We start from the raw sequence: 25,123 nt of genomic DNA, 5'->3' as shown, positions 1-25,123 counted from the left end.
TTTTTCGGGTAGGGCAAGGCCCGCTGTACAGACGCCGAACGGGGCGTCGTGTGACGGGCCGCCGGGCAGGGCGTGCGGCGGCCGCCGTGCGGGGCGTGGTGCGGAGCGTAGTGCAGGGCGTGGTGCGGGCCGCCTTACGGGCGTCGCGCAGGCGGCCGTGCAGGCCGCGGGTCAGACCTCGGGGCGCAGCATCGGAGGGTTGAGCAGTGTCGCTCCGCCGGCCCGGAACAGCTGGGCCGGGCGCCCGCCCTGGCGGGTGGTGGTGCCGCCGGTCGGGACGAGGAACCCGGGCGTGCCCGTCACCTTGCGATGGAAGTTGCGCGGGTCCAGCGCCACGCCCCACACCGCCTCGTACACGCGGCGCAGCTCGCCCACCGTGAACTCGGCGGGGCAGAACGCCGTGGCCAGCGACGAGTACTCGATCTTCGACCGGGCGCGCTCCACCCCGTCCGAGAGGATCTGTGCGTGGTCGAAGGCGAGCGGCGCGACGGGCTCGCCGTCCCGGCCGTAACCGCCCTGCTGCAGCAGCTCGTCGACCGGGGCCCATCGTGCGTTGCTCGCGTCGCCGCCCGCCTTGGGCGCGGGCAGGTCGGGGGCGAGCGCCAGGTGGGCAACGCTGACCACGCGCATCCGGGGGTCCCGGTCCGGGTCGCCGTAGGTCGCGAGCTGCTCCAGGTGAGCGCCGTAGTCCTGGGCCGGGGCGCCCGGGTCGTGCGCCTGCAGCCCGGTCTCCTCGGCCAACTCGCGCGCCGCCGCCTGCGCCAGGTCTTCGTCGGCCCGCACGAACCCGCCCGGGAGCGCCCAGCGCCCCTGGAACGGGGGCTCACCCCTGCGGATCGCCAGCGCACACAAGGCGTGACGGCGCACGGTCAGCACGACCAGGTCCACGGTGACGGCGAAGGGCGGAAAGGCTGACGGGTCGTAGGGCATGCGGCGATCATAGTCGTCTGCCTGACGATAAGCACTCCCTTCTGTGGGTGGGGATCATCCGGGGTGGGCGGTCCGGGGAACCGTCGGTCTGGAGGCCTCTCGTCCTCGATCCGGTCGGTCACATCGCCGTACCCCCGGTCCCGTCGCACCCGCCGTCCGGACGGGCGGTGCTCCGGTCTTCCGGACGCTTCCTCGGTGTGCGGCGGTCAGCCGTCCTCTTGGTGGCACGGGAGGCGGTGGTACCGGGTCGTGCGGGGCCGGGGTGCGTCCCGGCGGACGTACGCGGGCGGGGGATCTTGGGCCGTCGCTCGCGTACGGGGGTCTTGGCCGCCGAGTGCGAGTCGTCCGGGGAGGTGGCCGAGGGGTGCCCGGTGTGCATGCCGTCCCCCGGCGCTGCATCCACCATTCCCGGCGCTTCGGCGATCTTCCGTCGCCGCCCGGTGCGTTCCGCCCGCAGGCAGCGGCGGATCGACTCCGGGTCGAGTCCCTCGTTGCAGGCCTGGTGCAGCAGGCGGGCGAAGAGGTAGTCGGGGTCCGCCGCGAGGGCCATGGCGAAGGCTTCCCGGGCCTCCAGTTCGTCGCCGCTGGACCAGGCGACCCAGCCCGCCAGCGTCAGGGGCGCCGCCGCGTGCTCGTGGTACGGCCGTACGCACCGGCGGGACAGCGCGCGCCACAGACGGAGGGCGGGAGGGGCCTCGCCGTCCTCCATCCACTCGGCCACCCGGTCACGGGTCGCACGGTCCTGGAGGCCCAGAATCAGTCGCGCGGCCTCGTCGTGTCCGAGCAGCTCGTCGTCGCGGAGGTCCGAGAGGAGCGCTTCCGACATGACCGGGGACTCGGCGAACCGGCGCAGCATCCGCTCGGCGAGTTCCAGCGTCTCGGCCGCGACGCCCGCCCGTGTCGATTCGTCGAGGACCCGAGGGACCAGTTCCATGCCGACCGTGTCGAGGGCGACCTCCTGCTCCAGCGCCGCCCCGGTCTCCAAGGGCTGCAGCCGCGCCCTCAGCTGACGGAGGGTGCCGCGCACCTGGACTCCCGCGTAGGCGGCCGCCGCCGCCAGGACGGACGTACCCGGCATGCCCATGGGGCGGCCTTCGGGAGGGCAGCACTCGCCGCGGTCGCAGCAGTACGACCAGAAGCGGCCGTCCGAGATGCACAGGGCCTCGACGACGGGGACGTCCAGGCTGCCGCAGGCCAGGCGGATCTTCTGGGCCAGCGGGCGGAGCCGCTCCATGACCTGCCGGCCGGTCTCGCCCTTCGCCGGTTCCTGGCACAGGAAGGCGACCATCTGCTCCGGCTTGGCGCCCCTGCGCTCGCTGCCCGTCACGAGGCCGTGGGCGAGCTGCCCGGCGGCGGAGTCCCAGTCGTCGGCGCTCGCCGGAATGCCGAGCCGCGCCCGGCCGCCGAAGCGGCCCCGGCCGTCCGCGTCGTGCAGCGCGACCAGCACGATGCTGTCCTCCGGGCGGTACCCCAGCAGATACGGCAGGGCGTCGGCCAGCTCCTCGGGGGTGCGGAGGGTGACCTGGTGCTCGGGCAGGGGGCGCTCCTGCACCGCCGGGACGCGGTCGAGGTCGGTGGCCCGCCGGGCGCGCTGCCGCTCGCCGCCCACGGTGTCGTCGTTGTCGGGAGATCCGGGAGATCCAGTCGTTCCGCTGTGGTTCGTCATGCGCCGACGATCTCGCGGAACTCAGAACTCCGCTTGGGCCTGTGGATAAGTCCGACCAGGGACACGACAACCACCCACGTCCACGCCCTCGCCCCCCCACCCACGTGCGCCCCCTCTACACCGACACCCCCTCAACCACCGAGGCCCCGCATCACCCCGTCGCCGCCAGCACCAGCGGCAGCACCTCCCCGCTCCCCGACCTGCGCAGCAGCCGGGCGGCGACCGCGAGCGTCCAGCCGGTGTCCGTGTAGTCGTCCACCAGCAGCACGGGGCCGGGCGTGGCCGCCAGCGCGTCGGCCAGCTCCCCGGAGACGGTGAACGCCTGGGACAGCCCCTTCAGCCGCTGGGCGGAGTTGCTGCGCCGGGCCGCGTGCGCGCCGTCCTCCGCGACGTACGTCAGCGCGCCCAGGAACGGCATGCGGCCGATGGACGCGACCCCGCGCGCGAGGGAGCCCACCAGCTCGGGGCGGGTCAGCGAGGGGACGGCGACCACGCCCACGGGCCGCTGCACGGCGTCGGGGACGTCCGGCGCCCAGCCGCCCGGGGAGCGCGCCCAGTCGGCGAGGACGGCCACCACGGCCTTCAGCACGTCGTCGGGGACGGGTCCGTCGGGTGCGTTCTCGGCGAGCAGGGGGCGCAGCCGGTTGCCCCAGCCGATGTCCGAGAGCCGTCCCAGGGCGCGCCCCGTGGAGCACTGCTCGCCCGCCGGGATGCGGCCCTTGAGCTCGATGCCCAGCGCGGGCATCCCGGTGGGCCACATCCGGCGCGGTTCGATCTCCACGCCGGGGCGGTCCAGTTCCTTGGCCGCGCCGGTCAGCGTCTCCGATGACACGGAGGCGTCGGCCCAGGCGCCGGCGCAGTTGTCGCAGCGGCCGCAGGGGGAGGCCCCCTCGTCGTCGAGCTGCCGGCGCAGGAACTCCATCCGGCACTGGGTCGTACCAACGTAGTCGCGCATCGCCTGCTGCTCTGCCGCCCGCTGACGCGCCACGCGCGCGTAGCGCTCGGCGTCGTACACCCACTCGGCGCCCGTCGCCGTCCAGCCGCCCTTGACCCGCTTGACCGCGCCGTCGACGTCCAGCACCTTCAGCATCGTCTCCAGCCTGCTGCGGCGCAGGTCCACCGACGCCTCCAGGGCGGGCACGGACAGCGGCCGTCCCGCGTCGGCGAGCGCGGCGAGGGTCTGGCGGACCTGCGACTCGGGCGGGAAGGCCGTGTCGGCGAAGTAGCGCCAGATCGCCTCGTCCTCCTGGCCCGGCAGGAGCAGTACGTCGGCGTGCTCGACGCCGCGTCCGGCCCGTCCGACCTGCTGGTAGTAGGCGATCGGCGAGGAGGGCGAGCCGAGGTGCACGACGAAGCCCAGGTCCGGCTTGTCGAAGCCCATGCCGAGGGCGGAGGTCGCCACCAGCGCCTTGACCCGGTTGGCCAGCAGGTCGTTCTCGGCCTGTAGCCGGTCGGCGTTCTCCGTGCGGCCCGTGTAGGACGCGACGGGGAAGCCCCGCTGCCGCAGGAACGCGGTGGCCTCCTCGGCGGCGGCGACCGTCAGCGTGTAGATGATGCCCGAGCCCTGCAGCTCCTCCAGGTGCTCCGCGAGCCATGCGAGGCGGTGCGCGGCGTCCGGCAGCCGGACCACGCCCAGCCGCAGGCTCTCCCGCTCCAGCGGTCCACGCAGCACCAGGGCCTCTCCGGCGCCGGTGCCCAACTGCTCGGCCACGTCGGCCGTCACGCGCGCGTTGGCCGTCGCCGTCGTGGCCAGCACGGGGACGCCGGGCGACAGTTCGGCGAGCATGGCGCGCAACCGGCGGTAGTCGGGGCGGAAGTCGTGGCCCCAGTCGGAGATGCAGTGCGCCTCGTCGACGACGAGCAGACCGGTGGTGGCCGCCAGCTTGGGCAGCATCTGGTCGCGGAAGTCGACGGAGTTGAGGCGCTCGGGGCTGACGAGGAGCACGTCGGTCTCACCGCGTTCGATCTCGCCGTGGATGGTCTCCCACTCCTCGGGGTTGGCCGAGTTGATGGTGCGGGCGCGGATGCCGGCCCGTGCCGCCGACTCGACCTGGTTGCGCATCAGCGCGAGCAGCGGCGAGACGATCACCGTCGGTCCCGCGCCCCGCCGTCGCAGCAGCGCGGTCGCGACGAAGTACACCGCCGACTTCCCCCAGCCGGTCCGCTGGACCACCAGGGCCCGCCGGCGCTCGCGCACCAGCGCCGCCACCGCCTGCCACTGGTCCTCCCGCAGTCGCGCCCCGGGGGTGCCGACGAGCTCGGCGAGGATGGCATCGGCTTCGGCGTTCAGCTCACGGTCGTCCATGTCTCCATGCAACCCGATGACCGGGGAGGTCAGCCACTCACAGCAGGTGACAGCCCTCTCACGTGCGGTTCTGGACGCCGTATCCGATCACTGCCTGTGACCGCCGCACGTCCGCCGAGGCGTCACGGACGGAATTTCCGGGTAGGGATATAACCCTCGCACCACCCGATATCGGTCGGCGACGCCAATTGCTCGTTGCCGCAAGCAGGTTCGCCAGGAAGAATTGAAGTCCGCTCCCCGCACGGCTCGTCCGTGGTCCGGTAGGGCTCTGCTGCGGTGCGCGCTCCCCCGAATCCGACCTCGCCCTCAGTGTGGGCGCGTAGCCGAAGGGAGGACCGTGACCTTCGGATTCGCTCCGTCCTCCGCGGCATCCACGTCGACGTCAGCCGACCTGTCCGCCGCAACCGCCAACCCTCTGGCCCGCATGCTCGAACCCGCCGAATGGGCTGCCGCGGGCATCCCGCTGCTGCGCAATCCGCGCGAGGTCGTCAGCGGACTCCACTCCCGGCATCGTCCCAAGCCGTCGACCGCGATCGTGGCCGTCCTCGATCCGGACGAACGGCTGCGGGCGAGCGCGTCGTTCGTCCGCCGGCCGGCACCCGCCGACGGGTGGATGTTCCGCAACGCCGTGCTCTCCCAGCTCCGTCGCGTCATCCCGCACGACCTGCGGCGCCGCACCCCGGTGCGGACCGCGGTCCTGCTGTACTGCCGTGACGGCGACGGGCGTTGGACGGAGGAGGACGGCGCCTGGATGTGGGGGCTGCGGGACGCCTGCACCCTGCACGGCCTGCGCTGCGGCGCGTACATCACGCTGACGCGTGACGGCTGGCAGGTCCTCGGTGAGGGCCGTGGCGGCCGTCGCCCGAACAGCGAATCGACCCCGGAGCCGTTCGCCACGTCCGAGGCCCCGCTGCCGATGCCGCGCACCGGCGGCGCGGCGTCGGAGGTCATGCGCCGCGCGGCGGCCCGCTGACACAGCCGACGATCCCGGTGCGTGGCTCCCGCCACCACCGGGCGCACGGACGGCCGATCGAACCCCTCGCCTGACGCGTGAAGGCCCGCGTACGACGCCTGCCGGGCACCCTCGTACGTACGCGCGCGCGAGCCCAGGTCTGCCCTGCCCTCCGCGGCCACGCCGCACGACCGGCGGGGGAGCCGAGGACGGCTCAGGCACCCACGTGCGGGACCCGGCGGCTGAGCCGAGGACGGCTCAGACCCCCGCGCCCAGCACCGAGTTGATGCGCTGCGGGTCGCCGCAGACGATCAGCAGGGCACCGGCACGGCCGAGCGCAAGCGGCAGCGTCGCGGCGGCCACCTCGTCGGATCCGCCGTTCAGCGCCACCACGACCACCTGACGCGCACCGGCACGGCCGGCGGCGGAGGCGTCGGCGTAGAACACGTCGTCCTTCGCGTCGTGCTGCGCCCAGTAGGACGTCTCGCCGAAGGACAGCTCGTGGGCGGCCCACGGGTGCTGCTCGCCGGTCGTGATCACCAGCACCTCGCCGGGGGCGCGCCCCGAGTCGAGGAGCAGGTCGACGGCTTCCTCGGCGGCGTCCAGCGCACCCTCGGGCGAGGCCGGGATCAGCTGGATCTGCGGGGCGGCCGGAGCGGCAGCAGGAGCGGCGGGAGCGGCCGGAGCCGACGGCTGCGGCTTGGCTGCGACCACGTCACGCGCGGTGCGTTGCGCCGGCGGCGTGGGCCGTAGGGGCCCGGGGCGGCCGGGACGCGGCGGTGCCGCCGGGCGAGGGCCGGGAACGGGGCGGGGGGTCGGCGCGGTACGGCCACTGGCCGGAGTGGGGCGGGGACCCTGGGCACTCTCGTGAATCTGAGGCTCCTCGGGAATGAGAGGCATGAGCTGATTTTTATCAAACGCTGGTCCGGCTGGCGCCGGCGGGTGGCACACAAGTGCGAGCGGAAACGTCAGAAATCGAAGCCGAGCTGGCCCTCGATCGCCGGAACGCTTTCCTCCACCCATGTGCGGACCTTCTTGAGGTGCCGCCACTGGGGCAGCGCATCAAGATACGCCCACGACAACCGGTGGTACGGGGTGGGTCCCCGCTCCGCCAGTGCGGCCTTGTGGACGGGCGACGGATACCCGGCGTTGTCCGCAAAACCGAAGTCTGCATGGTCGACACCCAGTTCGGCCATCATTTTGTCGCGCTGAACCTTGGCGATCACCGAGGCCGCGGCCACCGCCACGCACGACTGGTCGCCCTTGATCACCGTACGGACCCGCCAGGGGTTGCCGAGGTAGTCGTGCTTCCCGTCGAGGATCACGGCGTCGGGCCGGACCGGCAGGCTCTCCAGGGCGCGTACGGCGGCGAGCCGCAGCGCGGCCGTCATCCCGCGTTCGTCGATCTCCTCCGGGGAGGCGTGCCCGAGGGCGTACGACGTCACCCAGGTCCGCAGCGTCTCCGCGAGTTCATTGCGGCGCTTGACGGTGAGCAGCTTGGAGTCGGTGAGTCCCTCCGGCGGCCGGCGCAGTCCGGTGATCGCGGCACAGACGGTGACGGGACCGGCCCAGGCTCCCCGCCCGACCTCGTCGACACCGGCAATGATCTTCGCTCCGGTCGTGGCTCGGAGGGAGCGCTCGACGGTGTGGGTAGGCGGTTCGTACGGCATGGCGCCCTTAGCCTACGCCGCCCGGAACCCGCTTCGACACCCGGTTCGCCTCAGTCGTCACGCACCCGGAACGACGCCGGATCAAGCCTCGGACCTGCGCAGCAGCGGAACCATCAGCTGGTCGATCATCTCCTCGAGATCGCGGTCGCCCCATTCGCTGCCGCACACCTTCGACCGGTACATCATCATCGCCGGGATGGCGTCGCAGACGTAGCCGTTCACCGCGTCCTCACGCACCTCACCCCGCTCGATCCCACGGACGATGACCTCCCGCAGCAGCCGTATCGTCGGCTCGACCAGCCCTTCGAAGATCACGGTATGGAACCGCTCGGCCTGGATGTCTTCACACTCGTGAATGACTGCCCGAAGGGCGAACCCGGGCCGCGAGAACATCGCGTCACGCGCCAGCCGGCACAGCTCGAGCAGATCCTCGCGCACGGACCCGAGGTCGGGAGCCGAGTCGAGCGACGGCAGCCCGGCACGCAGCGCGTCGGCGACGAGATCCTCCTTGGAGGGCCAGCGGCGGTACACGGCGGCCTTCCCGGTCTGGGCGGACGCCGCGACACCCTCCATCGTGAGTCCGTTCCAGCCGACGGTGCTGAGCTGCTCCAACGCGGCGTCGAGGATCGCCCGTTCGAGCACCGCGCCGCGTCGGCGCGGGGACACCGCCCGAGCGGGGGCGGCCGTCCGGTGCGAGGTAACCATCTGAGCGTCTCCAACGAACAGCGAAGCGGGGATACGGGGACGAGGGAGCGGCACGCGGCGACCAAAGGGGGACGCGCCACGCGACCACGCCCTCCACCAGCATGTCAGGCCCGGGCCACTCTTTCGATGCCCCAGGCGCCTCGGCGGCATCCCGACAGCCCACGGCCAACCGCCTCACGCACGGCCACCAAGGAGCCGTTAGAGAACGCTTGTGTTCACTAAGTCGGACTCGCTATGGTCCCCACTAGTGAACGCGCACGTTCACTACTACGTCTTTGGGGGACGCTCTGTGACGCACGACCAGATACAGACCCACTCACCCACGCCCGCCCCACCGCCGGGCGGCCCTGCCTCCCGCCCGTCGCATCCGGGCATCGCCCTCGCGGTCATCGCGGCGTGCCAGCTAATGGTGGTGCTCGACGCCACGATCGTGAACATCGCCCTGCCCGACATCCAGAACGCGCTCAACTTCTCCACGACCAACCTGACCTGGGTGGTCAGCGCCTACACCCTCACCTTCGGCGGTCTGCTGCTGCTCGGCGGGCGGGCCGGCGACATCCTCGGGCGCCGCCGGGTCTTCATCGCCGGCATCCTGCTCTTCACCTTCGCCTCGCTCCTCGGCGGACTCGCCCAGGAACCCTGGCAGTTGCTGGCCGCGCGCGTCCTGCAGGGCATGGGCGGCGCCATCGCCTCACCCACATCGCTCGCGCTGATCACCACGACGTTCCCCGAAGGCCCCGAACGCAACAGGGCGTTCGGCATCTTCGCGGCCGTCTCCGCGGGCGGCGGCGCGATCGGGCTCCTGGCCGGCGGTCTGCTCACCGACTGGCTCGACTGGCGGTGGGTCCTCTTCGTGAACGTGCCCATCGGCGTCCTCATCGCCGCCGTCGCGCCGCGCTACATCAACGAGTCCGAGCGCCACCCCGGCCGCTTCGACCTGACCGGCGCGCTCACCTCGACGCTCGGCATGGTCGCGCTGGTCTACGGCTTCATCCGGGCCGCGTCCGACGGCTGGCGGGACTCCCTGACGCTCGGCGCGTTCGGCGCCGCCGTCGTCCTGCTCGTCGCGTTCCTGTACGTCGAGAGCCGCGCCAAGGAACCGATCACCCCGCTACGCATGTTCGCCGACCGCAACCGCTCGGGCACGTACCTGATCATGATCAGCCTCGCGGCGGCGATGTTCGGCATGTTCTTCTACATCGTGCTGTTCGTGCAGAACGTGCTGGGCTACTCCCCCATCCGCGCCGGCCTGGCCTTCCTGCCCGTCACCGTGGTCATCGCCGTGGGCGCCGGGATCTCGCAGCGGCTGCTGCCGGTGCTCGGCCCCAAGCCGTTCCTGCTGACCGGCACCACGCTCGCGGCCATCGGTCTGGCCTGGCAGTCCCTGGTCGACTCGGGCAGCTCCTACGTCAGCGGGGTGCTCGGCCCCATGCTGCTCTTCGGCCTCGGTATGGGACTGAACTTCGTCACGCTCACCGTGACCGCCGTGTCCGGTGTCGCCTCGCGCGAGGCGGGTGCGGCCTCCGCCCTCCTCAACACGACACAGCAGGTCGGCGGCGCGCTCGGGCTGTCCATCCTCACGACGGTCTTCGGCACCGCCAGCCGCGACGAGGCGACCGAGCAGGTCGCGTCGTTCATGGCCCAGGCCACGCCGGAACAGAAGGCGGCGTTCGCCGAGTCCGGGCAGCTGCCCGCCCCCTGGAGCCACGAGGTGCTGTCCCAGGGCATCTCCACGGCCTTCATCCCGGCCGCCGCGATGGCCGTCCTGGCGTTCGTGGTCGCCGCGGTCGTGGTGCGGGTCCGCAAGAGCGACCTGGAGGCTCTGTCCGGTACGGCGGGTCCGATGGCGGGCTGAGCACCCCGGCCCGGAACGGCCGGCCCACGGGGACCCCCGACGAACGGCGACCCCGGGCCGGCCACCCGGACAACCGACGAATCCCGGGCTCTACACCGCCGCCCGCACCCACCCCGGCAACGCCTCGGTCCGCCGCTCCCACTCGACCGGGACGGCCCCCGCCTTGCCGGAGCCGATCACGCCGCCCACGATCGCGCAGGTCGTGTCCATGTCGCCGCCGACCTGGGCGGTCGTCCAGAACGCCTCCTCGTAGTCACCGAGGGCACGCGCGGCCGACCACAGCGCGAAGGGCACCGTGTCATGGGCCGTCGTCCGCCGGCCGCAGCCCAGTACGGCCGCGACGGTGGCCGCGTCACCGTAGTCGAGCATGTCCCGGGCGCGGCGCAGGCCCGCGGCGACCGCGCTCTTCGGGACGAGGGCGACGACGTCGTCGAGGAGGGACTCGGGGCGGGGCGGCCCGCCCGGCGCGGCGGCGAGGGCCGCGGCGGCGGCGACCGCCATGGCCCCGACGACCGCTTCACGGTGCTGATGCGTGGGGTAGGCCGAGATCTCGGCCTGGTGGGTGGCCTGCTCGGGGTCGTCGGCGTACCAGGCGCCCAGCGGGGCGATCCGCATCGCCGCGCCGTTGCCCCAGGAGCCCTGCCCGTTGAACAGCGCGGCGGCCAGCTCGCGCCAGTCGCCGCCCTCCCTGATCAGGCGCAGCAGCCGGTTGACGGCGGGCCCGTAGCCCCGGTCGAAGTCATGGTGCTCGGCGAAGGAGCGGGCAAGGGCGTCCTGGTCGATGCGGTGGTGTGTGCTGAGCACGGCGACGACCGAACCGGCCATCTCCGTGTCGTCCGTCCACTGCCAGGGGCCGGGAGGCAGCTCGCGGCGCTTGAGCAGCGGATAGTTCGCCGGGACGAAGAACTGCGAACCCAGCGCGTCCCCGACCGCCAGTCCGCGCAGACTGGCGAGCGCGCGCTCCAAGCGCCCGTCGGAGGAGGAATCAGCGGTCATCGCACTGCCACTCTATCCGGTGATCCCGTACGGCTCCGGGTCACGCCAGCGGTCAAATGGCCGGTCCAACGTGTAACGGCCGTCCTCCCCCAGAACGAGCATCCGTATCTCCGCGTTCCCCGGATTGGACAGGGACTCGAATTCGGCGACCGTCCAGTGGAACCAGCGCATGCAGAACAGCCGCATGGCCAGACCGTGGGTCACGAGCAGCACGTTCGGCGGGTGGTCGGGCGCCTCGAAGCTGCGGAAGAGGCTCTCCAGGAAGCCGCCGACCCGGTCGTAGACGTCGGCGCCGGACTCGCCCTGCGCGAAGCGGTAGAAGAAGTGGCCGTAGGCGTCCCGGTACGCCTTCTGGAGGCGGACGTCGTCGCAGTCCTGCCAGTTCCCCCAGTCCTGTTCCCGCAGGCGGGGCTCCTCGCGGACGCGTATCAGCTCGGGGTCTAGGTGGAAGGCCCGCAGGGTCTCGTGCGTGCGGCGATAGGGGGAGACGTAGACGCTGACGCGTTCGCGGCCGAAGACCTCGCGCAGCCGTTTGCCGGTCTCCTCCGCCTGCCTCCAGCCCCGCTCGGTGAGGGCGAGAGCATGGTCGGGTTCACGTTCGTAAACGGTGTCATCAACATTGCCGGTTGACTCGCCGTGCCGGACAAGGACGATGCGCCGTGGTCGTGCCATGCCAAAACCCTAGATCGGGTGACGGCTGATCGAGCACTTCTGGGGGCTCCATACGGCGTAGGTCACACATTTCCTGCCCCACGGGTCACATCGGGACGGCCGTACGGGGTGGGACGTCACACCGTCCAGGTGGGCTCCAGTTCCACGATGTCGCCGGTGAGGGCGGCCACGTCGGCCTCCGTCTGGGCCCGCAGGGCGAGCCGCTCCACCCGCTCGGTGCGGTATTTTCCGTGCTCGGCGGCCGACCGCCACATGGACAGCACCAGGAACTCGGGGCCCGGCGCCTCACCGAACAGCCCGCGGATCATGCCCGGGGACCCGGCCATCGCGGGGTTCCAGACCTTCTCCTGCATGAGCATGAAGTGCTCGGCCCGTTCCTCGTGGACCCGGCAGTGGGCCACCCGGACCAGGTCGGCGTCGGTGAAGCGCGGCTCGAAGCCGGTCTTCACGTCGAAGCGGTAGTCGAACAGCTTGACCTGCGCGTCCTTGAACGTGCCGGACTGGGTCGCGGCCAGCCGGTCGTGGGACCGGGCCATGAACGAGTCGTAGAAGGAGCGGCTCTCCCAGAACGAGAAGACATGCGCCACGCCCTGCCGCCCCCGGCTCCATCCACCGCCTTGCCCCCTGAACCCCGGCTCCCCCAGAAGCCCCGCCCATTTCCGCTGCCCCCGCTCGAAACCGCGGCGGTCCACCACGGTGCAGCGAATCCACTTGACCAGCACCGCGCCATCGTAAGGCCAGGGGACGTGGCGCCGGTCACGGTCGGCGGGAGTGCTTCACGGCACGCGCTCCGCTTCACGTGGCAGGATGGACAATCGGCCTTGTCTGTCGGGCAGTTCAGGTCGACGCACTCGCGGCACGGGGAAGGGGAAACCTGGTGAACGCCATCAGCAAGAGCTTCCGGAAGGTCGAGATCTCGGTGAAATGGGATCCGAGTCCGGCCGGGCAGCCGCCCACCGACCTGGACATAGTGGCCGCGACCTATCCGGCGAGCGACCCGTACGGCGATCCCGCCTATGTGGTCCACTTCGACAGCCGCTCGCCCGACGGCACGATCCATCTGAACCGGGACAGCAAGGACGGCCAGGGTTTCGGCTGGGACGAGGTGCTGACCGTGGAGCTCGACCGGCTCGACAGCCGGTACGCGCGCGTGGTGGTCGGTGTGGTGATCCAGCAGCACCCGGCGCACCGGACCTTCGTCAGCGTCGTGAAGCCGGCCCTCCGCATCCGCGAGGCCTACACAGTCCTCGCCGAGGACGACTTCGGCGGCGTCCTCGGCGCCACGGCGGCGACGGTCGCGGAGTTCGTCCGCGAGGGCCCCACGACCTGGGACTTCCGTCCCGGCGTACACGGCTTCGAGGACGACCCGGCGACCTTCACCCAGACGATGGGCCACCGCCGCACCTAACGCGCGCCGGACACGCAGGAGGGGCGCCGGCACGATCGCCGGCGCCCCTCTTGTCACGCGTCACGCATCAGCGGGTCAGCTGCAGCCGCTCGTCGAGCCGCAGCCCTCGCAGATGTAGCAGGAACCGGCCCGCTGCATCTTCGTACCGCAGGAGAAGCAGAGCGGGGCGTCGGCCTGGATGCCCAGCTGCATCTCCACCAGCTCGGCGCTCGTGTGCGCCTCCTTCGGGGCGGGCTTGGCCGCCTCGGCCTCGACCTTCGGCGTGGCGACGGCCTTCAGCTCCTGGGCGCGCGGCGCCGACTGGGCCAGGCCCTCGACGTCGACCTCGTCCTCGGAGGGCTCGTACGAGCCGGTCTCCAGGTGGCGCTGACGCTCCTCGGCGGAGTGGATGCCGAGCGCGGAGCGCGTCTCGAAGGGCAGGAAGTCCAGCGCCAGGCGGCGGAAGATGTAGTCGACGATCGACTGCGCCATCCGCACGTCCGGGTCGTCCGTCATACCGGCCGGCTCGAAGCGCATGTTGGTGAACTTCGAGACGTACGTCTCCAGCGGCACGCCGTACTGGAGGCCGACGGAGACCGCGATGGAGAAGGCGTCCATCATGCCCGCGAGGGTGGAGCCCTGCTTGGACATCTTCAGGAAGACCTCGCCGAGACCGTCGTCCGGGTAGGAGTTGGCGGTCATGTAGCCCTCGGCGCCGCCGACGGTGAAGGACGTCGTGATCCCGGGACGGCCCTTGGGGAGGCGCTTGCGGACCGGGCGGTACTCGACGACCTTCTCGACCGTCTCACGGATGGTGGCCTCGGCCTTCTCCGTGATCTCGGTCTTCTCCTTCTCCTTGGTCTTGGCGGAGAGGGGCTGGCCGACCTTGCAGTTGTCGCGGTAGATGGCGAGCGCCTTGACGCCCATCTTCCAGGCCTCGAAGTAGACCTCCTCGACGTCCTCGACCGTCGCCGTCTCCGGCAGGTTGACGGTCTTGGAGAGGGCTCCGGAGATCCAGGGCTGGATCGCGGCCATCATCCGGACGTGGCCCATCGCGGAGATGGAACGCTCGCCCATGGCGCAGTCGAACACCTCGTAGTGCTCGTGCTTGAGGCCGGGGGCGTCGATCACATTGCCGTGCTCGGCGATGTGGGCGACGATCGCCTCGATCTGCTCCTCCTGGTAGCCCAGGCGGCGCAGGGCCTGCGGGACGGTGCCGTTGACGATCTGCATCGAGCCGCCGCCGACCAGCTTCTTGAACTTGACCAGCGCGAGGTCGGGCTCAAGACCGGTGGTGTCGCAGGACATCGCGAGACCGATGGTGCCGGTCGGGGCGATGACGGACGCCTGCGAGTTACGGAAACCGTTCTTCTCGCCGAGGCGCTGCACGTCCTGCCAGGCCTCCGTGGCGGCGGCCCAGATCGGCGTGTCCAGGTCGTCCACGCGGACGGCCACGGCGTTGGCGTCGGCGTGCTGCTTCATGACGCGCAGGTGCGGCTGGGCGTTGCGGGCGTAGCCGTCGTACGGGCCGACGACCGCGGCGAGCTCGGCGGAGCGGCGGTAGGAGGTGCCGGTCATCAGCGAGGTGATGGCACCGGCGAGGGCGCGGCCGCCGTCCGAGTCGTAGGCGTGGCCGGTCGCCATCAGCAGGGCGCCGAGGTTGGCGTAGCCGATGCCGAGCTGGCGGAACGCGCGCGTGTTCTCACCGATCTTCTGCGTCGGGAAGTCCGCGAAGCAGATGGAGATGTCCATCGCGGTGATGACGAGCTCGACGACCTTGGCGAAGCGCTCGATCTCGAACGACTGGTTGCCCTTGCCGTCGTCCTTGAGGAACTTCATCAGGTTCAGCGAGGCGAGGTTGCAGGACGTGTTGTCCAGGTGCATGTACTCGCTGCAGGGGTTCGAGCCGTTGATCCGGCCGGACTCCGGGCAGGTGTGCCAGTGGTTGATGGTGTCGTCGTACTGGATGCCGGGGTCGGCGCAGGCCCAGGCGGCCTCGGCCATCTTGCGGAAGAGCGACTTGGCGTCGACCTCCTCGATGACCTCGCCGGTCATACGGGCGCGCAGGCCGAACTTGCCGCCCTGCTCGACCGCCTTCATGAACTCGTCGTTCACACGGACCGAGTTGTTGGCGTTCTGGTACTGGACGGACGTGATGTCGTCGCCGCCCAGGTCCATGTCGAAGCCCGCGTCGCGCAGGGCGCGGATCTTCTCCTCCTCCTTCACCTTGGTCTCGATGAAGTCCTCGATGTCGGGGTGGTCGACGTCGAGGATGACCATCTTGGCGGCGCGGCGGGTGGCGCCGCCCGACTTGATGGTGCCCGCGGAGGCGTCGGCGCCACGCATGAAGGAGACGGGACCCGAGGCGTTGCCACCGGAGGACAGCAGTTCCTTGGAGGAGCGGATGCGGGAGAGGTTCAGGCCGGCGCCGGAACCGCCCTTGAAGATCATGCCCTCTTCCTTGTACCAGTCGAGGATCGACTCCATGGAGTCGTCGACGGACAGGATGAAGCAGGCGGAGACCTGCTGGGGCTGCGGCGTGCCCACGTTGAACCAGACCGGGCTGTTGAAGCTGAAGATCTGGTGCAGCAGGGCGTAGGCGAGCTCGTGCTCGAAGATCTCGGCGTCGGCGGGCGAGGCGAAGTACTTGTAGTCCTCGCCGGCCTTCCGGTACGTCTTCACGATGCGGTCGATCAGCTGCTTGAGGCTGACCTCGCGCTGCGGGGTGCCGACGGCGCCCCGGAAGTACTTGCTGGTGACGATGTTGACCGCGTTCACCGACCAGAAGTCGGGGAACTCGACGCCACGCTGCTCGAAGTTGACCGAGCCGTCGCGCCAGTTGGTCATGACGACGTCACGGCGCTCCCAGGCCACCTCGTCGTACGGGTGCACGCCGGGGGTGGTGTGGATGCGCTCGATACGCAGCCCCTTGGCCGTCTTGCCGCCCTTGGCGCGGGAACTCCGTGCCGGACCGCTCGCCGTCTCTGTCATGCCGCCTCCCTGTACGGGCGAAAACGCCCTGAAGTGCCCCGATGTTCCCCGTGGCACATGTTCTGTCCTTCGCTGCGGGCACCTCTGTCGCCGCCCGCAGCACGTCTTTGTCGCGCCGCTCGCTCGGCCGGATCCGGGTCTGTCGACACCGGGCCGGCCCGCCCTCAGTCGGCGGCTTCGGCGGGCACGGGCACCGGTACGGCTTCCGCGGCCCCGCCGTCGTCCTTCTGGCCCCCCGTGTCCGCGCGCGCCGCGCCGGCGCGGTCGTCGTCCGCGGCCCGGCGCCCCGTCGCCTCCCTCAGTTCCACGATCGCGGCCTCGAAATCCTCGAGCGAGTCGAACGCCCGGTACACGGAGGCGAATCGCAGATAGGCGACGAGGTCCAGCTCCTGCAGCGGGCCGAGTATGGCCAGCCCCACGTCGTGGGTGGTCAGCTCGGCGCTCCCGGTGGCCCGCACCGCCTCCTCGACCCGCTGGCCGAGCTGGGCGAGGGCGTCCTCGGTGACAGGCCGCCCCTGGCATGCCTTGCGCACGCCATTGATGACCTTGGTACGGCTGAACGGTTCCGTGACTCCGGACCGCTTGATCACCATCAGTGAGCACGTCTCCACCGTCGTGAAACGACGGGAGCAGTCGGGACACTGACGGCGCCTGCGGATCGACGTGCCGTCGTCCGTCGTACGGCTGTCGACGACGCGGCTGTCGGGGTGCCTGCAGAAGGGACAGTGCATGGCTCCGAACCCTCCTCACAGCAGACTCAATAGCCTCGTTGGGCCACATGGGCCCCGCCGAAGCAGCCTCAAGCATAGGCGATCTCCGAGCGTTCGAAGACCCGGGTCACCACAACTTCTGGGCCGCTTCCGCAATCCAACCACTAGATGTGGGGATTGGCCCATACATCCACGCCATAGCGCGTGTCGTGCGGGAGCGAGCACCGAGGCAGGCGCCGGGCAGGCGCCGGGCCAGGGCCGGCGAGGCCCGGAGCGGCTTCCGAGAGGCCTCAAAGGGCGCCGCCGGGGGGCCTCGGAGGGCGCCCCGGGAGGGCCGCGCCTACGCCGTATGCCCCGCGAACGGGTCGTCACGCCCGACATTCGGGTGCACGCCCGTATCGCCACGGCACATACGGAGATAGCGTGAGCGCCGCACGGAGGGCAGGTGGGACTCCCGCGCAGATGGGGGTCGATCCACGAGTGGACCGGCCCCGGATGGCAGACTGGGGCAACCACCTACGAGGCCGTGGCCCCGGCGGTGAAGAGTACAACAACGGGCCCCTTCGCCCGCCGGGAAAGCTTGCCAGCCATACACCTCGCCCTGTGATCACGTAAGACGATTCGCGATTTTTCACTCGAACGTGTGTTTGGCGCAACCTTTCGAAAGCAACTACCGTTGTGCAGCAGGGAGACCATCGAGAGGGGCCGACGTGACCACCACCGCAGACAGCGCCACCATCACTGCCCAGGACCGCTCCCAGGGCCGACTCGAGCCGGTGCATGCGATGAACGAAACCGTGAATCCCGAGGCGCAGAAGCGCTCGCTCCCGGGCCGACCTCCAGGCATCCGGGCCGACAGCTCGGGGCTCACGGACCGCCAGCGCCGAGTGATCGAGGTCATCAGGGATTCCGTGCAGCGGCGGGGGTACCCACCGTCGATGCGGGAGATCGGTCAGGCGGTCGGCCTGTCGAGCACGTCCTCGGTCGCCCATCAGCTGATGGCGCTGGAGCGCAAGGGCTTCCTGCGCCGCGACCCGCACCGCCCGCGCGCCTACGAGGTCCGCGGCTCCGACCAGGCGGCGTCGGTGCAGGCCACCGACACCGCCGGCAAGCCCGCCGCCTCCTATGTCCCGCTGGTCGGGCGGATCGCCGCCGGTGGCCCGATCCTGGCCGAGGAGTCCGTCGAGGACGTCTTCCCCCTCCCCCGGCAGCTGGTCGGCGACGGCGAGCTGTTCGTCCTGAAGGTCGTCGGTGACTCGATGATCGAGGCCGCGATCTGCGACGGCGACTGGGTCACGGTCCGCCGCCAGCCCGTCGCCGAGAACGGCGACATCGTGGCCGCCATGCTGGACGGCGAGGCCACCGTCAAGCGCTTCAAGCGCGAGGACGGCCACGTCTGGCTTCTCCCGCACAACGCCGCGTACGAGCCGATCCCCGGCGACGACGCGACCATCCTGGGCAAGGTGGTGGCGGTGCTGCGGCGCGTGTGACGGCCGCGGCGGGCGACGCTGAAGGCGCGTCGGCCCTCTGACCGGGCCCCGGAACCTCTGCGCCGGTTCCGGGGCCCTGTGCTGTCCGGCTCCAGGCCACTGGGACCCCGGTGTCGGCCCGCTCCCGATCAGTGGTTAGCCTGTCGCGGTCCCGCGACAGGCTAACCACGATCAAGCACGGCTCACTCCGACTCCTCGGCCTCCACCGGCTCCGCGACGGCCGCCTCGTTCGCCTCAGCGGCCTCCGTCTCCCGGGCCTTCGCGTCGATCGCCGACAGCGACCGGCGGACCTGGTTGCGGTCCGTCGTGTACCAGAAGTCCGGCAGGGACGCCTTCAGATAGCTCCCGTAGCGCGCGGTCGCCAGCCGCGGGTCCAGCACCGCGACGACACCGCGGTCCCCCGTGGCCCGTACGAGACGACCGGCGCCCTGCGCCATGAGCAGCGCGGCGTGGGTGGCGGCGACCGCCATGAAGCCGTTGCCCCCGGCGTCCTCCACCGCCTTCTGGCGAGCGCTCATCAGCGGGTCGTCCGGGCGCGGGAACGGGATCTTGTCCATCACGACCAGCTGGCAGCTCGGCCCGGGGACGTCGACGCCCTGCCAGAGCGACAGCGTGCCGAACAGACAGGTCTTCGGGTCGGCCGCGAAGTTCTTGATCAGCTCGCCGAGCGTCTCCTCGCCCTGAAGGAGGATCGGGTACTCGGGGATACGGGAGCGCAGCTCCTCGGCGGCCAGCTGTGCGGCCCTCATGGAGGAGAAGAGCCCGAGCGTGCGCCCGCCGGCCGCCTGGATCAGTTCCGTCAGCTCGTCCAGCATGTCCCCGCGGTCACCGTCCCGCGCCGGGCGCGACAGATGCTTGGCGACGTAGAGGATGCCCTGCTTGCGGTAGTCGAACGGGGAGCCGACGTCCACGCCCTTCCACTCCGGCACGTCGTCGCCCTTGGTGCCCTCGGGCGCGAGGCCCAGGGAGGCGCCGACGCCGTTGAAGTCCCCGCCCAGCTTCAGCGTGGCCGACGTCAGGACGACCGAGCGGTCGGTGAAGAGCTTCTCGCGCAGCAGACCGGACACCGACATGGGGGCCACCCGCAGCGAGGCGCCGAAGCGGTCGTGGCGCTCGTACCAGACGACGTCCCACTCGGAGCCGTTCGTGATCCGCTCGGCCACGTCGTGCACGGACTCCACCGAGGCCAGCGCCTGCTTGCGGACCGCGTCCTCGTCCTGGACGGACTTGTCGCGGGTGGCGCCGATGGCCGAGATGACCGTACGGCAGGCGTCGCGCAGGGCCATGAGGGCGTACCCGAGGTCCTCGGGGATCTCCTCCAGGCGGCCCGGCAGAGCGAGCTCCATCAGCCGCTCGAAGCCCTCGGCGGCAGTCTGGAGCTGGTCGGCGGCCTTCTCGTTGACGAGCTTCGCCGCGCGGCGCACCGCCCGGTTGACCTGCCCCGGGGTGAGCTCGCCTGTCGCCACGCCCGTGACCCGGGAGACGAGCTCGTGCGCCTCGTCGACGATCAGCACCTCGTGCTGCGGAAGCACGGGGGCGCCTTCGATGGCGTCGATCGCCAGCAACGCGTGGTTGGTGACGACGACCTCGGCGAGCTTGGCCCGCTCGCGGGCCATCTCGGCGAAGCACTCGGCGCCGTACGCGCACTTGGTCGCGCCCAGGCACTCCCGCGACGACACCGACACCTGCGCCCAGGCACGGTCCGACACACCCGGCGTCAGATCGTCCCGGTCGCCCGTCTCGGTGTCGTCCGACCAGTCGCGCAGGCGCAGGAGGTCCTGCCCGAGCTTGCTGGTGGGCGCCGCCGCCTCGAACTGGTCGAACAGGCCCTCCTCCTCGTCCTGCGGGACGCCCTCGTGCAGGCGGTGCAGACAGAGGTAGTTCGACCGGCCCTTGAGCATGGCGAACTCGGGGCGCCGGCGCAGCAACGGGTGCAGCGCGTCCACCGTGCGCGGAAGGTCCCGCTCCACGAGCTGGCGCTGCAGGGCCAGGGTGGCCGTGGCCACCACGACCCGCTCCCCGTGGGCGAGCGCGGGCACCAGATAGCCGAGCGACTTACCGGTGCCGGTGCCGGCCTGGACCAGCAGATGGGAATTGCCGTCGATGGCCTCCGCGACGGATTCGGCCATGGTCACCTGGCCGGGGCGCTCCGTGCCGCCGACGGCGGTGACGGCGGCATGCAGGAGTTCGGGGAGTGAGGGCTTCGTCATAGCGCGACCACCCTACGGCCCGGCACTGACAATCGGGCGTTCACGGTCGGGGGGTGGGACGGGATCAGGGCCGGGGCGATCTTCGCTCGGGATCGGTCGGGATCAGCTGGGATCGGGAGGGTTCGGTTCGCGTTCCCCCGGGTCCAGAGGATGATCGCTCTTGGGTGGGAGAACCGTGATGGCCGTCACAAGAGATGGCGCAGATTCCGGTCCCTGACCATGAGCGCCGCCCGCTTGCCCGGCAGGTCGATCTCCGAGGAGAAGCGGAACCCGGCACCGAGGAAGGCCGCGACGGACGGGGTGTTGCGCAGATCGGGTTCCGCCACGACCCTGCCGCACGCCGGCCGTCTGCCGAACGCGAGGTCGGCGACCGCCCGCAGCAGCGTCCGGCCCAGGCCCCGCCCCCGGTCGGCCGGCCCGCCGATGAGGAGGTGGACACCGATGTCGTGGGGCCGGGCGGGGTAGTGGCGGGCGAGCGGGTCGAGGTCGGCCCGGTAGATCTCCCAGTAGCTCATCGGCTTGCCGCCCAGCAGGCCCACGCACGGGACGCTCCGCCCGTCGCCGGAGAGCTGGGCCCGCAGATGCCTCTCCGTCGTCTCCTCGGGCCCGGCGAGCTCCCAGAACTCCGCGACGACCGGATCGTTCATCCAGCGGGTGAGGAGCGGAAGATCTCGTTCGATGCGGACCGGCACCAGGTGGAACACCCCGGCGGGGGTGCTGACCGGCCCCCAGTCGGCGACATGGCCGAGGAGGTCGGACATCTCCGCGAGCAGGTCGCCGGGGCTCGTGTCCCCGGCGTCGTCCGACTCCGGGCTCGAGGCGATGAGGGTGACGAGTTCGTCCGGGAGTTCCAGGTCCAGGGTGTCCTCGCCGTCGGTGTCGGGCGGCGGGACGGGACCGGGGCCAGGGCCGGGACCGGTGGTGGCGCTGGTGTCGGTGGGGGGCACGACGAGGTCCTCTCGGAAGTGCTGGATCAGGGGTGCAGGGGGTTGGGGATGCCGACGTACACGGACTGGGTGTCGACCGGGCCGACGAGTTCGTCCAGGCCGTGCAGGCGGGTCAGCAGGTTGGCCTTGCAGCGCAGCACCGGGGAGTCGAGCAGCCGTGCCGGGAACGAGGTGCGCAGCCGGGCGGGACCGGTGGCCACGTCGCCGAGGAAACGGCGGAGCGCGGCGAGCAGCAGCCGTTCGTCGGCGAGGCCCTGGGATCCGAACGCGCCGATGAGCCCGAGGATGTTGTTGATGCCGAGGTAGTAGGCGAACCGTTCGTCGGTGACCTCGTCGGAGACGAACGTGTCGCTGAGTTCGCCGATGCCGGGGAGTTGTGCGTCGAGTTCCGCGCGGCGGGAGGCACGGAAGTAGTAGCCCTGGTTGTCGCGGTAGCGGGCGCCCACGGGCCAGCCGTCGGCGTCGAGGAGGAGCAGCGTGTTCTGCTGGTGGGCCTCCAGGGCGATCCCGGCCTCGGAGTCCAGCCAGAGCACGGGCCGTACGACCTGTTCGAGGTAGCGCAGGAACCACTCGGCGGCGACCGCGCCGGGCGGCCGTCCGGTCCGGGCGGCGAGCCGCGTGACGACCTCGGCCAGCCGGGACGGTGCCGGTGGCGCGTCCGGGGCGGCCGCCGGGCTGTGCGGGCGGGGCGACACCAGGCCCGCCACGCAGGACACGTCGTCCGAGGGCGTGAAGGGGTTGTGCCGGATCATCACGTCGAGCCCGCTCACCGGTGAGCCGTCCGGTCCGTCGACGGCGAGCCAGGCCGGGTCGCGCACGATGTCGAAGCCCGGGTGCGCGGCCTGCCACCGCGTCCCGAGCCCGCCGCGCAGGAGCCGGTGCACCTCGACGCCCCGGTGCAGTTCCTTGCGGAGGTTCTCGCGGCGGGAGTTGGTGATGCGCAGGCCGAGGGAGAGCTTGAGCATGGCCGGGGCGCCGGGGCGGTGGACCGTGCGGACCGACGAGGTGGGGTGCCAGGACGGCCCGTGGGTGCCGAGGTCGCGGAGCAGACCGGCGTCGAGGAGGGCCGCGGTGCCGGGGCGCTGCCGGACCTCCCGCAGCTGCCAGGGGTGCAGCGGCAGAGCGGCGTAACCGTCCGGGAGCGGCAGTCCGGGGCCGGCGAGCCGGGCCGTGAGCTGGGGGGCGGTGACGACCCGCCCGCCCTCGGTCCACGCCGAGTCGGTGGCGAGGAGGTCCGGCGCGACGGCCAGCCACGCGAGCGGGAAGGAGCCGCGCGTCTCCGGCGAGTAGTCCCGCGTCTCCGCCTCGGACAGTCCTTCGCGGCTCTTGGGCGTGGGGTGGAACGGGTGCCCGAGGACGAGGGCCTGCTCGGCGGCGAGGAAGCGGTCGGTGCCGTCGGCCGGGTGGGCACGCCGGTCCTGGATGAAGACGGCCGTCCGGCGCACGGAGTCGGCGACACGCGCGACGAGGTCGGTCGTGCACTCAGCCGCCGAGCCGGTGCTGCGCTCGCCCCCCGACTCAGTCGTGCAGTCGCTGTTGGCCGCCGAGGAGCGCGCGGCCGCCGCTTCCCGGGTCAGGAGTGCGGCGAGGGTGACGGCGTCGAGCGGCGGGGTGCCCTCGGGGGTGCCGGCCGGGCGCGGAAGCCCGAACCGGTGCCATCCCGTGGGCGACCAGTGGTGGACCGGCACGAGCAGCGTCGTGCCGATGGTGGGCAGCGGGAGACGCAGGACGCCGTCGGACGGCGCCGGCAGCCGGGTCTCGCGGACATAGCAGCGGAGCAGGTTCTCCACGGCGGCCGTCTGGGCCGCCTGCCACGGGTCGGGGTGGTCCAGGAGGTCGGGGGCGCGCAAGGAGCTCGACTCGATGGCGCGGTCGGGCGCGGGAGTGATCGTCACGGTGGGTCCTCTGCGGGGACGGGGGCTCAGGGGGTGCGTGGGTGGCGCCTTGGGGTGAGGCCCGGGCGCGGAATGCGCCCGCGGTGGTGCGGGAGGCGGGGTGAGCCGTGCCGCGTGACGTGGCTGCGGTGGCCCCGGTGGTGTGGGGCCGCCTCAGGTGGTGAGGTGATGTGCCAGTGGCCTTGGAGCGCGGGCCGGGAAGCGTGCGCCTAGTCGGTGTGCGGGGCCCGGTCGCCCTGCCGTCCGGGCCCCGGGGGCCGCTGAGGTGCGGAGGTGGACCCGGCCTGGCCGCCCGACACGGCGTCCACCGCGTCGGCGAGCCGGTCCAGCACCGCGGCCGCCTGCTCGTCGGTGATGGTCAGGGGCGGCAGCAGCCGTACGACGCTGGAGTGGCGGCCGCCGAGCTCGACGATCAGGCCCCGGCGCAGGCACTCCCGCTGGATGGCGGCCGCCAGCCGGGGAGCGGCGGGCCGGGGCTGTTCGTCCGCCGGCCGGGCCGTCTCCGCGAGGGTGACGATCGGCTCCCCGGCGCTCACGGCCGGGGCCTCCGGATCCACCACCTCGACCCCCAGCATCAGCCCCCTCCCCCGCACATCGCCGATGCAGGCGTGCTCGCCCGCGAGCCGGCGCAACTGCCGCAGCATGTGCGCGCCCAGGTCGGCGGCCCGTTCGGCGAGCCGGTTCTCACGGACGTGGGCGAGGGTGGCGGTGCCGGCGGCCATGGCGAGCTGGTTGCCGCGGAAGGTGCCGGCGTGGGCGCCCGGTTGCCAGGCGTCCAGCTCCTCCCGGTAGACGATCACCGCCAACGGCAGGCTGCCACCGATGGCTTTGGACAGGACCATGACGTCGGGGGTGACCCCGCTGTGCTCCACGGCCCAGAACGCGCCGGTGCGTCCGACGCCGGTCTGCACCTCGTCGGCGATCAGGGGCACGGAGCGGTCGGCGGTGATCCGCCGCATGCGCCGCAGCCAGGCGTCCGGCGCGGGCAGCACCCCGCCCTCCCCCTGGACGGGTTCGAGGATCATCCCGGCCGGTTCGGGCACACCCGACTTGGGGTCGTCGAGGACGGACTCGGTCCAGCGGGCGGCGAGTTCGGCGCCGCGTTCACCGCCGACCCCGAAGGGGCAGCGGTAGTCCTGCGGGTACGGCAGACGCGCGACCCGTACATCGCGGGCGCCCCCGGAGGCGGCGAGCGCCCCGCTGGTCATGCCGTGGTAGGCGCCGCTGAAGGCGAGGATGCCGTCCCGTCCGGTGGCGGCCCGGACGAGCGTGAACGCGGCCTCGACGGCGTCGGTGCCGGCCGGTCCGCAGAACTGCACGCGCGCGTGGTCGGCGAGTCCGGCCGGCAGCGTCCCGAACAGCTCGGTGACGAAGGCGTCCTTGACGGGGGTGGCGAGGTCCAGGACGTGCAGGGGTGCCCCGGAGTCGAGGACCGCGCGGATGGCCTCCAGCACCACGGGGTGGTTGTGGCCGAGGGCGAGGGTGCCGGCGCCGGACAGGCAGTCGAGGTAACGGCGGCCGTCCGCACCCTCGATGGTCATGCCCCGGGCCCGGACCGGCACGATCGGCAGGGCACGGGCGTAGGTGCGGGCCGCGGACTCGCGGGCCGACTGCCGCCGCAGGATCCCCTCGTGCGCGCTGCGCGCGTCCTCGGTCCCGGGCACTGTCCCGCGTACGGATTCGGTTACGGCCATGGCTCCCTGTCCTCCCGCTGTCCAGGGGCGAGCGGGTCTTGCGTGTCC

General features: G+C 71.8%; 19 protein-coding genes. 4 read left to right on the top strand and 15 right to left on the bottom strand.

Annotated elements, in window-relative coordinates:
- Positions 1-171: 171 nt before the first annotated feature.
- The 3 genes from KBY32_RS26075 to KBY32_RS26065 all read right to left on the bottom strand — a co-directional run bounded on the left by KBY32_RS26075 (position 172) and on the right by KBY32_RS26065 (position 4,901).
- Positions 172-930, bottom strand: a complete 759-nt coding sequence (locus KBY32_RS26075; protein ID WP_055622110.1) for an NUDIX domain-containing protein — start codon at positions 928-930, stop codon at positions 172-174.
- A 118-nt stretch (positions 931-1,048) separates the two neighbouring features.
- Entirely contained in the window at positions 1,049-2,596 is a 1,548-nt protein-coding gene (locus KBY32_RS26070) for a DUF4192 domain-containing protein (RefSeq protein WP_210981846.1), read from the bottom strand.
- Between the two features lie 151 nt (positions 2,597-2,747).
- Complete coding sequence (locus KBY32_RS26065; RefSeq protein WP_210981845.1) at positions 2,748-4,901, bottom strand: RecQ family ATP-dependent DNA helicase; 2,154 nt, start codon at positions 4,899-4,901, stop codon at positions 2,748-2,750.
- Between the two features lie 337 nt (positions 4,902-5,238).
- Between KBY32_RS26065 and KBY32_RS26060 the strand changes: the two genes are divergently transcribed.
- Complete coding sequence (locus KBY32_RS26060; protein ID WP_210981844.1) at positions 5,239-5,874, top strand: hypothetical protein; 636 nt, start codon at positions 5,239-5,241, stop codon at positions 5,872-5,874.
- A gap of 237 nt (positions 5,875-6,111) precedes the next feature.
- Here the strand turns inward: KBY32_RS26060 and KBY32_RS26055 are convergent, their stop codons facing one another.
- The 3 genes from KBY32_RS26055 to KBY32_RS26045 all read right to left on the bottom strand — a co-directional run bounded on the left by KBY32_RS26055 (position 6,112) and on the right by KBY32_RS26045 (position 8,228).
- Positions 6,112-6,753: a hypothetical protein gene (locus KBY32_RS26055; RefSeq protein ID WP_210981843.1), complete on the bottom strand. Its 642-nt coding sequence runs from the start codon at positions 6,751-6,753 to the stop codon at positions 6,112-6,114.
- A 68-nt stretch (positions 6,754-6,821) separates the two neighbouring features.
- Entirely contained in the window at positions 6,822-7,523 is a 702-nt protein-coding gene (locus KBY32_RS26050; RefSeq protein WP_055622114.1) for a ribonuclease HII, read from the bottom strand.
- An 81-nt stretch (positions 7,524-7,604) separates the two neighbouring features.
- Positions 7,605-8,228, bottom strand: a complete 624-nt coding sequence (locus tag KBY32_RS26045) for a TetR/AcrR family transcriptional regulator (RefSeq protein ID WP_210981842.1) — start codon at positions 8,226-8,228, stop codon at positions 7,605-7,607.
- A gap of 304 nt (positions 8,229-8,532) precedes the next feature.
- On the opposite strand from KBY32_RS26045, the gene KBY32_RS26040 reads away from it, so the two are divergent.
- Positions 8,533-10,083: a DHA2 family efflux MFS transporter permease subunit gene (locus tag KBY32_RS26040; RefSeq protein ID WP_055622192.1), complete on the top strand. Its 1,551-nt coding sequence runs from the start codon at positions 8,533-8,535 to the stop codon at positions 10,081-10,083.
- 90 nt (positions 10,084-10,173) lie between these two features.
- Here KBY32_RS26040 and KBY32_RS26035 read toward each other — a convergent pair whose 3' ends face one another.
- The 3 genes from KBY32_RS26035 to KBY32_RS26025 form a co-directional block, all read right to left on the bottom strand.
- Positions 10,174-11,079: an ADP-ribosylglycohydrolase family protein gene (locus KBY32_RS26035; protein ID WP_055622116.1), complete on the bottom strand. Its 906-nt coding sequence runs from the start codon at positions 11,077-11,079 to the stop codon at positions 10,174-10,176.
- Between the two features lie 12 nt (positions 11,080-11,091).
- Positions 11,092-11,751: a histidine phosphatase family protein gene (locus KBY32_RS26030; protein ID WP_210981841.1), complete on the bottom strand. Its 660-nt coding sequence runs from the start codon at positions 11,749-11,751 to the stop codon at positions 11,092-11,094.
- Between the two features lie 116 nt (positions 11,752-11,867).
- Positions 11,868-12,473 carry a YdbC family protein gene (locus tag KBY32_RS26025; RefSeq protein WP_055622118.1) on the bottom strand — a complete coding sequence of 202 codons (606 nt, stop codon included), beginning with the start codon at positions 12,471-12,473 and terminating at the stop codon, positions 11,868-11,870.
- Positions 12,474-12,628: 155 nt separating this feature from the next.
- On the opposite strand from KBY32_RS26025, the gene KBY32_RS26020 reads away from it, so the two are divergent.
- Complete coding sequence (locus KBY32_RS26020) at positions 12,629-13,159, top strand: TerD family protein (protein ID WP_210981840.1); 531 nt, start codon at positions 12,629-12,631, stop codon at positions 13,157-13,159.
- A gap of 75 nt (positions 13,160-13,234) precedes the next feature.
- Here the strand turns inward: KBY32_RS26020 and KBY32_RS26015 are convergent, their stop codons facing one another.
- Together KBY32_RS26015 and nrdR are read right to left on the bottom strand one after the other, a co-directional pair.
- Positions 13,235-16,129, bottom strand: a complete 2,895-nt coding sequence (locus KBY32_RS26015) for a vitamin B12-dependent ribonucleotide reductase (protein ID WP_210981839.1) — start codon at positions 16,127-16,129, stop codon at positions 13,235-13,237.
- Between the two features lie 164 nt (positions 16,130-16,293).
- Positions 16,294-16,860 (bottom strand): transcriptional regulator NrdR, encoded by a 567-nt coding sequence (nrdR, locus tag KBY32_RS26010; protein WP_210981838.1) that lies wholly within the window; start codon positions 16,858-16,860, stop codon positions 16,294-16,296.
- A 689-nt stretch (positions 16,861-17,549) separates the two neighbouring features.
- Between nrdR and lexA the strand changes: the two genes are divergently transcribed.
- Complete coding sequence (gene lexA, locus KBY32_RS26005; protein ID WP_055622122.1) at positions 17,550-18,329, top strand: transcriptional repressor LexA; 780 nt, start codon at positions 17,550-17,552, stop codon at positions 18,327-18,329.
- A 182-nt stretch (positions 18,330-18,511) separates the two neighbouring features.
- Here the strand turns inward: lexA and KBY32_RS26000 are convergent, their stop codons facing one another.
- From KBY32_RS26000 to KBY32_RS25985, 4 genes are all read right to left on the bottom strand, one after another.
- Positions 18,512-20,539 (bottom strand): ATP-dependent DNA helicase, encoded by a 2,028-nt coding sequence (locus KBY32_RS26000; RefSeq protein ID WP_115509242.1) that lies wholly within the window; start codon positions 20,537-20,539, stop codon positions 18,512-18,514.
- Between the two features lie 185 nt (positions 20,540-20,724).
- Positions 20,725-21,486 (bottom strand): GNAT family N-acetyltransferase, encoded by a 762-nt coding sequence (locus KBY32_RS25995; RefSeq protein WP_210981837.1) that lies wholly within the window; start codon positions 21,484-21,486, stop codon positions 20,725-20,727.
- A gap of 26 nt (positions 21,487-21,512) precedes the next feature.
- A complete protein-coding gene (locus KBY32_RS25990; protein WP_308293795.1) occupies positions 21,513-23,381 on the bottom strand; it encodes an IucA/IucC family protein in 1,869 nt (622 codons plus the stop codon).
- Positions 23,382-23,590: 209 nt separating this feature from the next.
- Positions 23,591-25,075, bottom strand: a complete 1,485-nt coding sequence (locus KBY32_RS25985; protein WP_210981836.1) for a diaminobutyrate--2-oxoglutarate transaminase family protein — start codon at positions 25,073-25,075, stop codon at positions 23,591-23,593.
- Between the last annotated feature and the right edge of the window lie 48 nt (positions 25,076-25,123).

The sequence above is a fragment of the Streptomyces sp. RK62 genome, from assembly GCF_018070255.1.
Lineage (GTDB): Bacteria > Actinomycetota > Actinomycetes > Streptomycetales > Streptomycetaceae > Streptomyces > Streptomyces nigra.
This window is presented reverse-complemented; position numbering and strand designations above follow the sequence as displayed.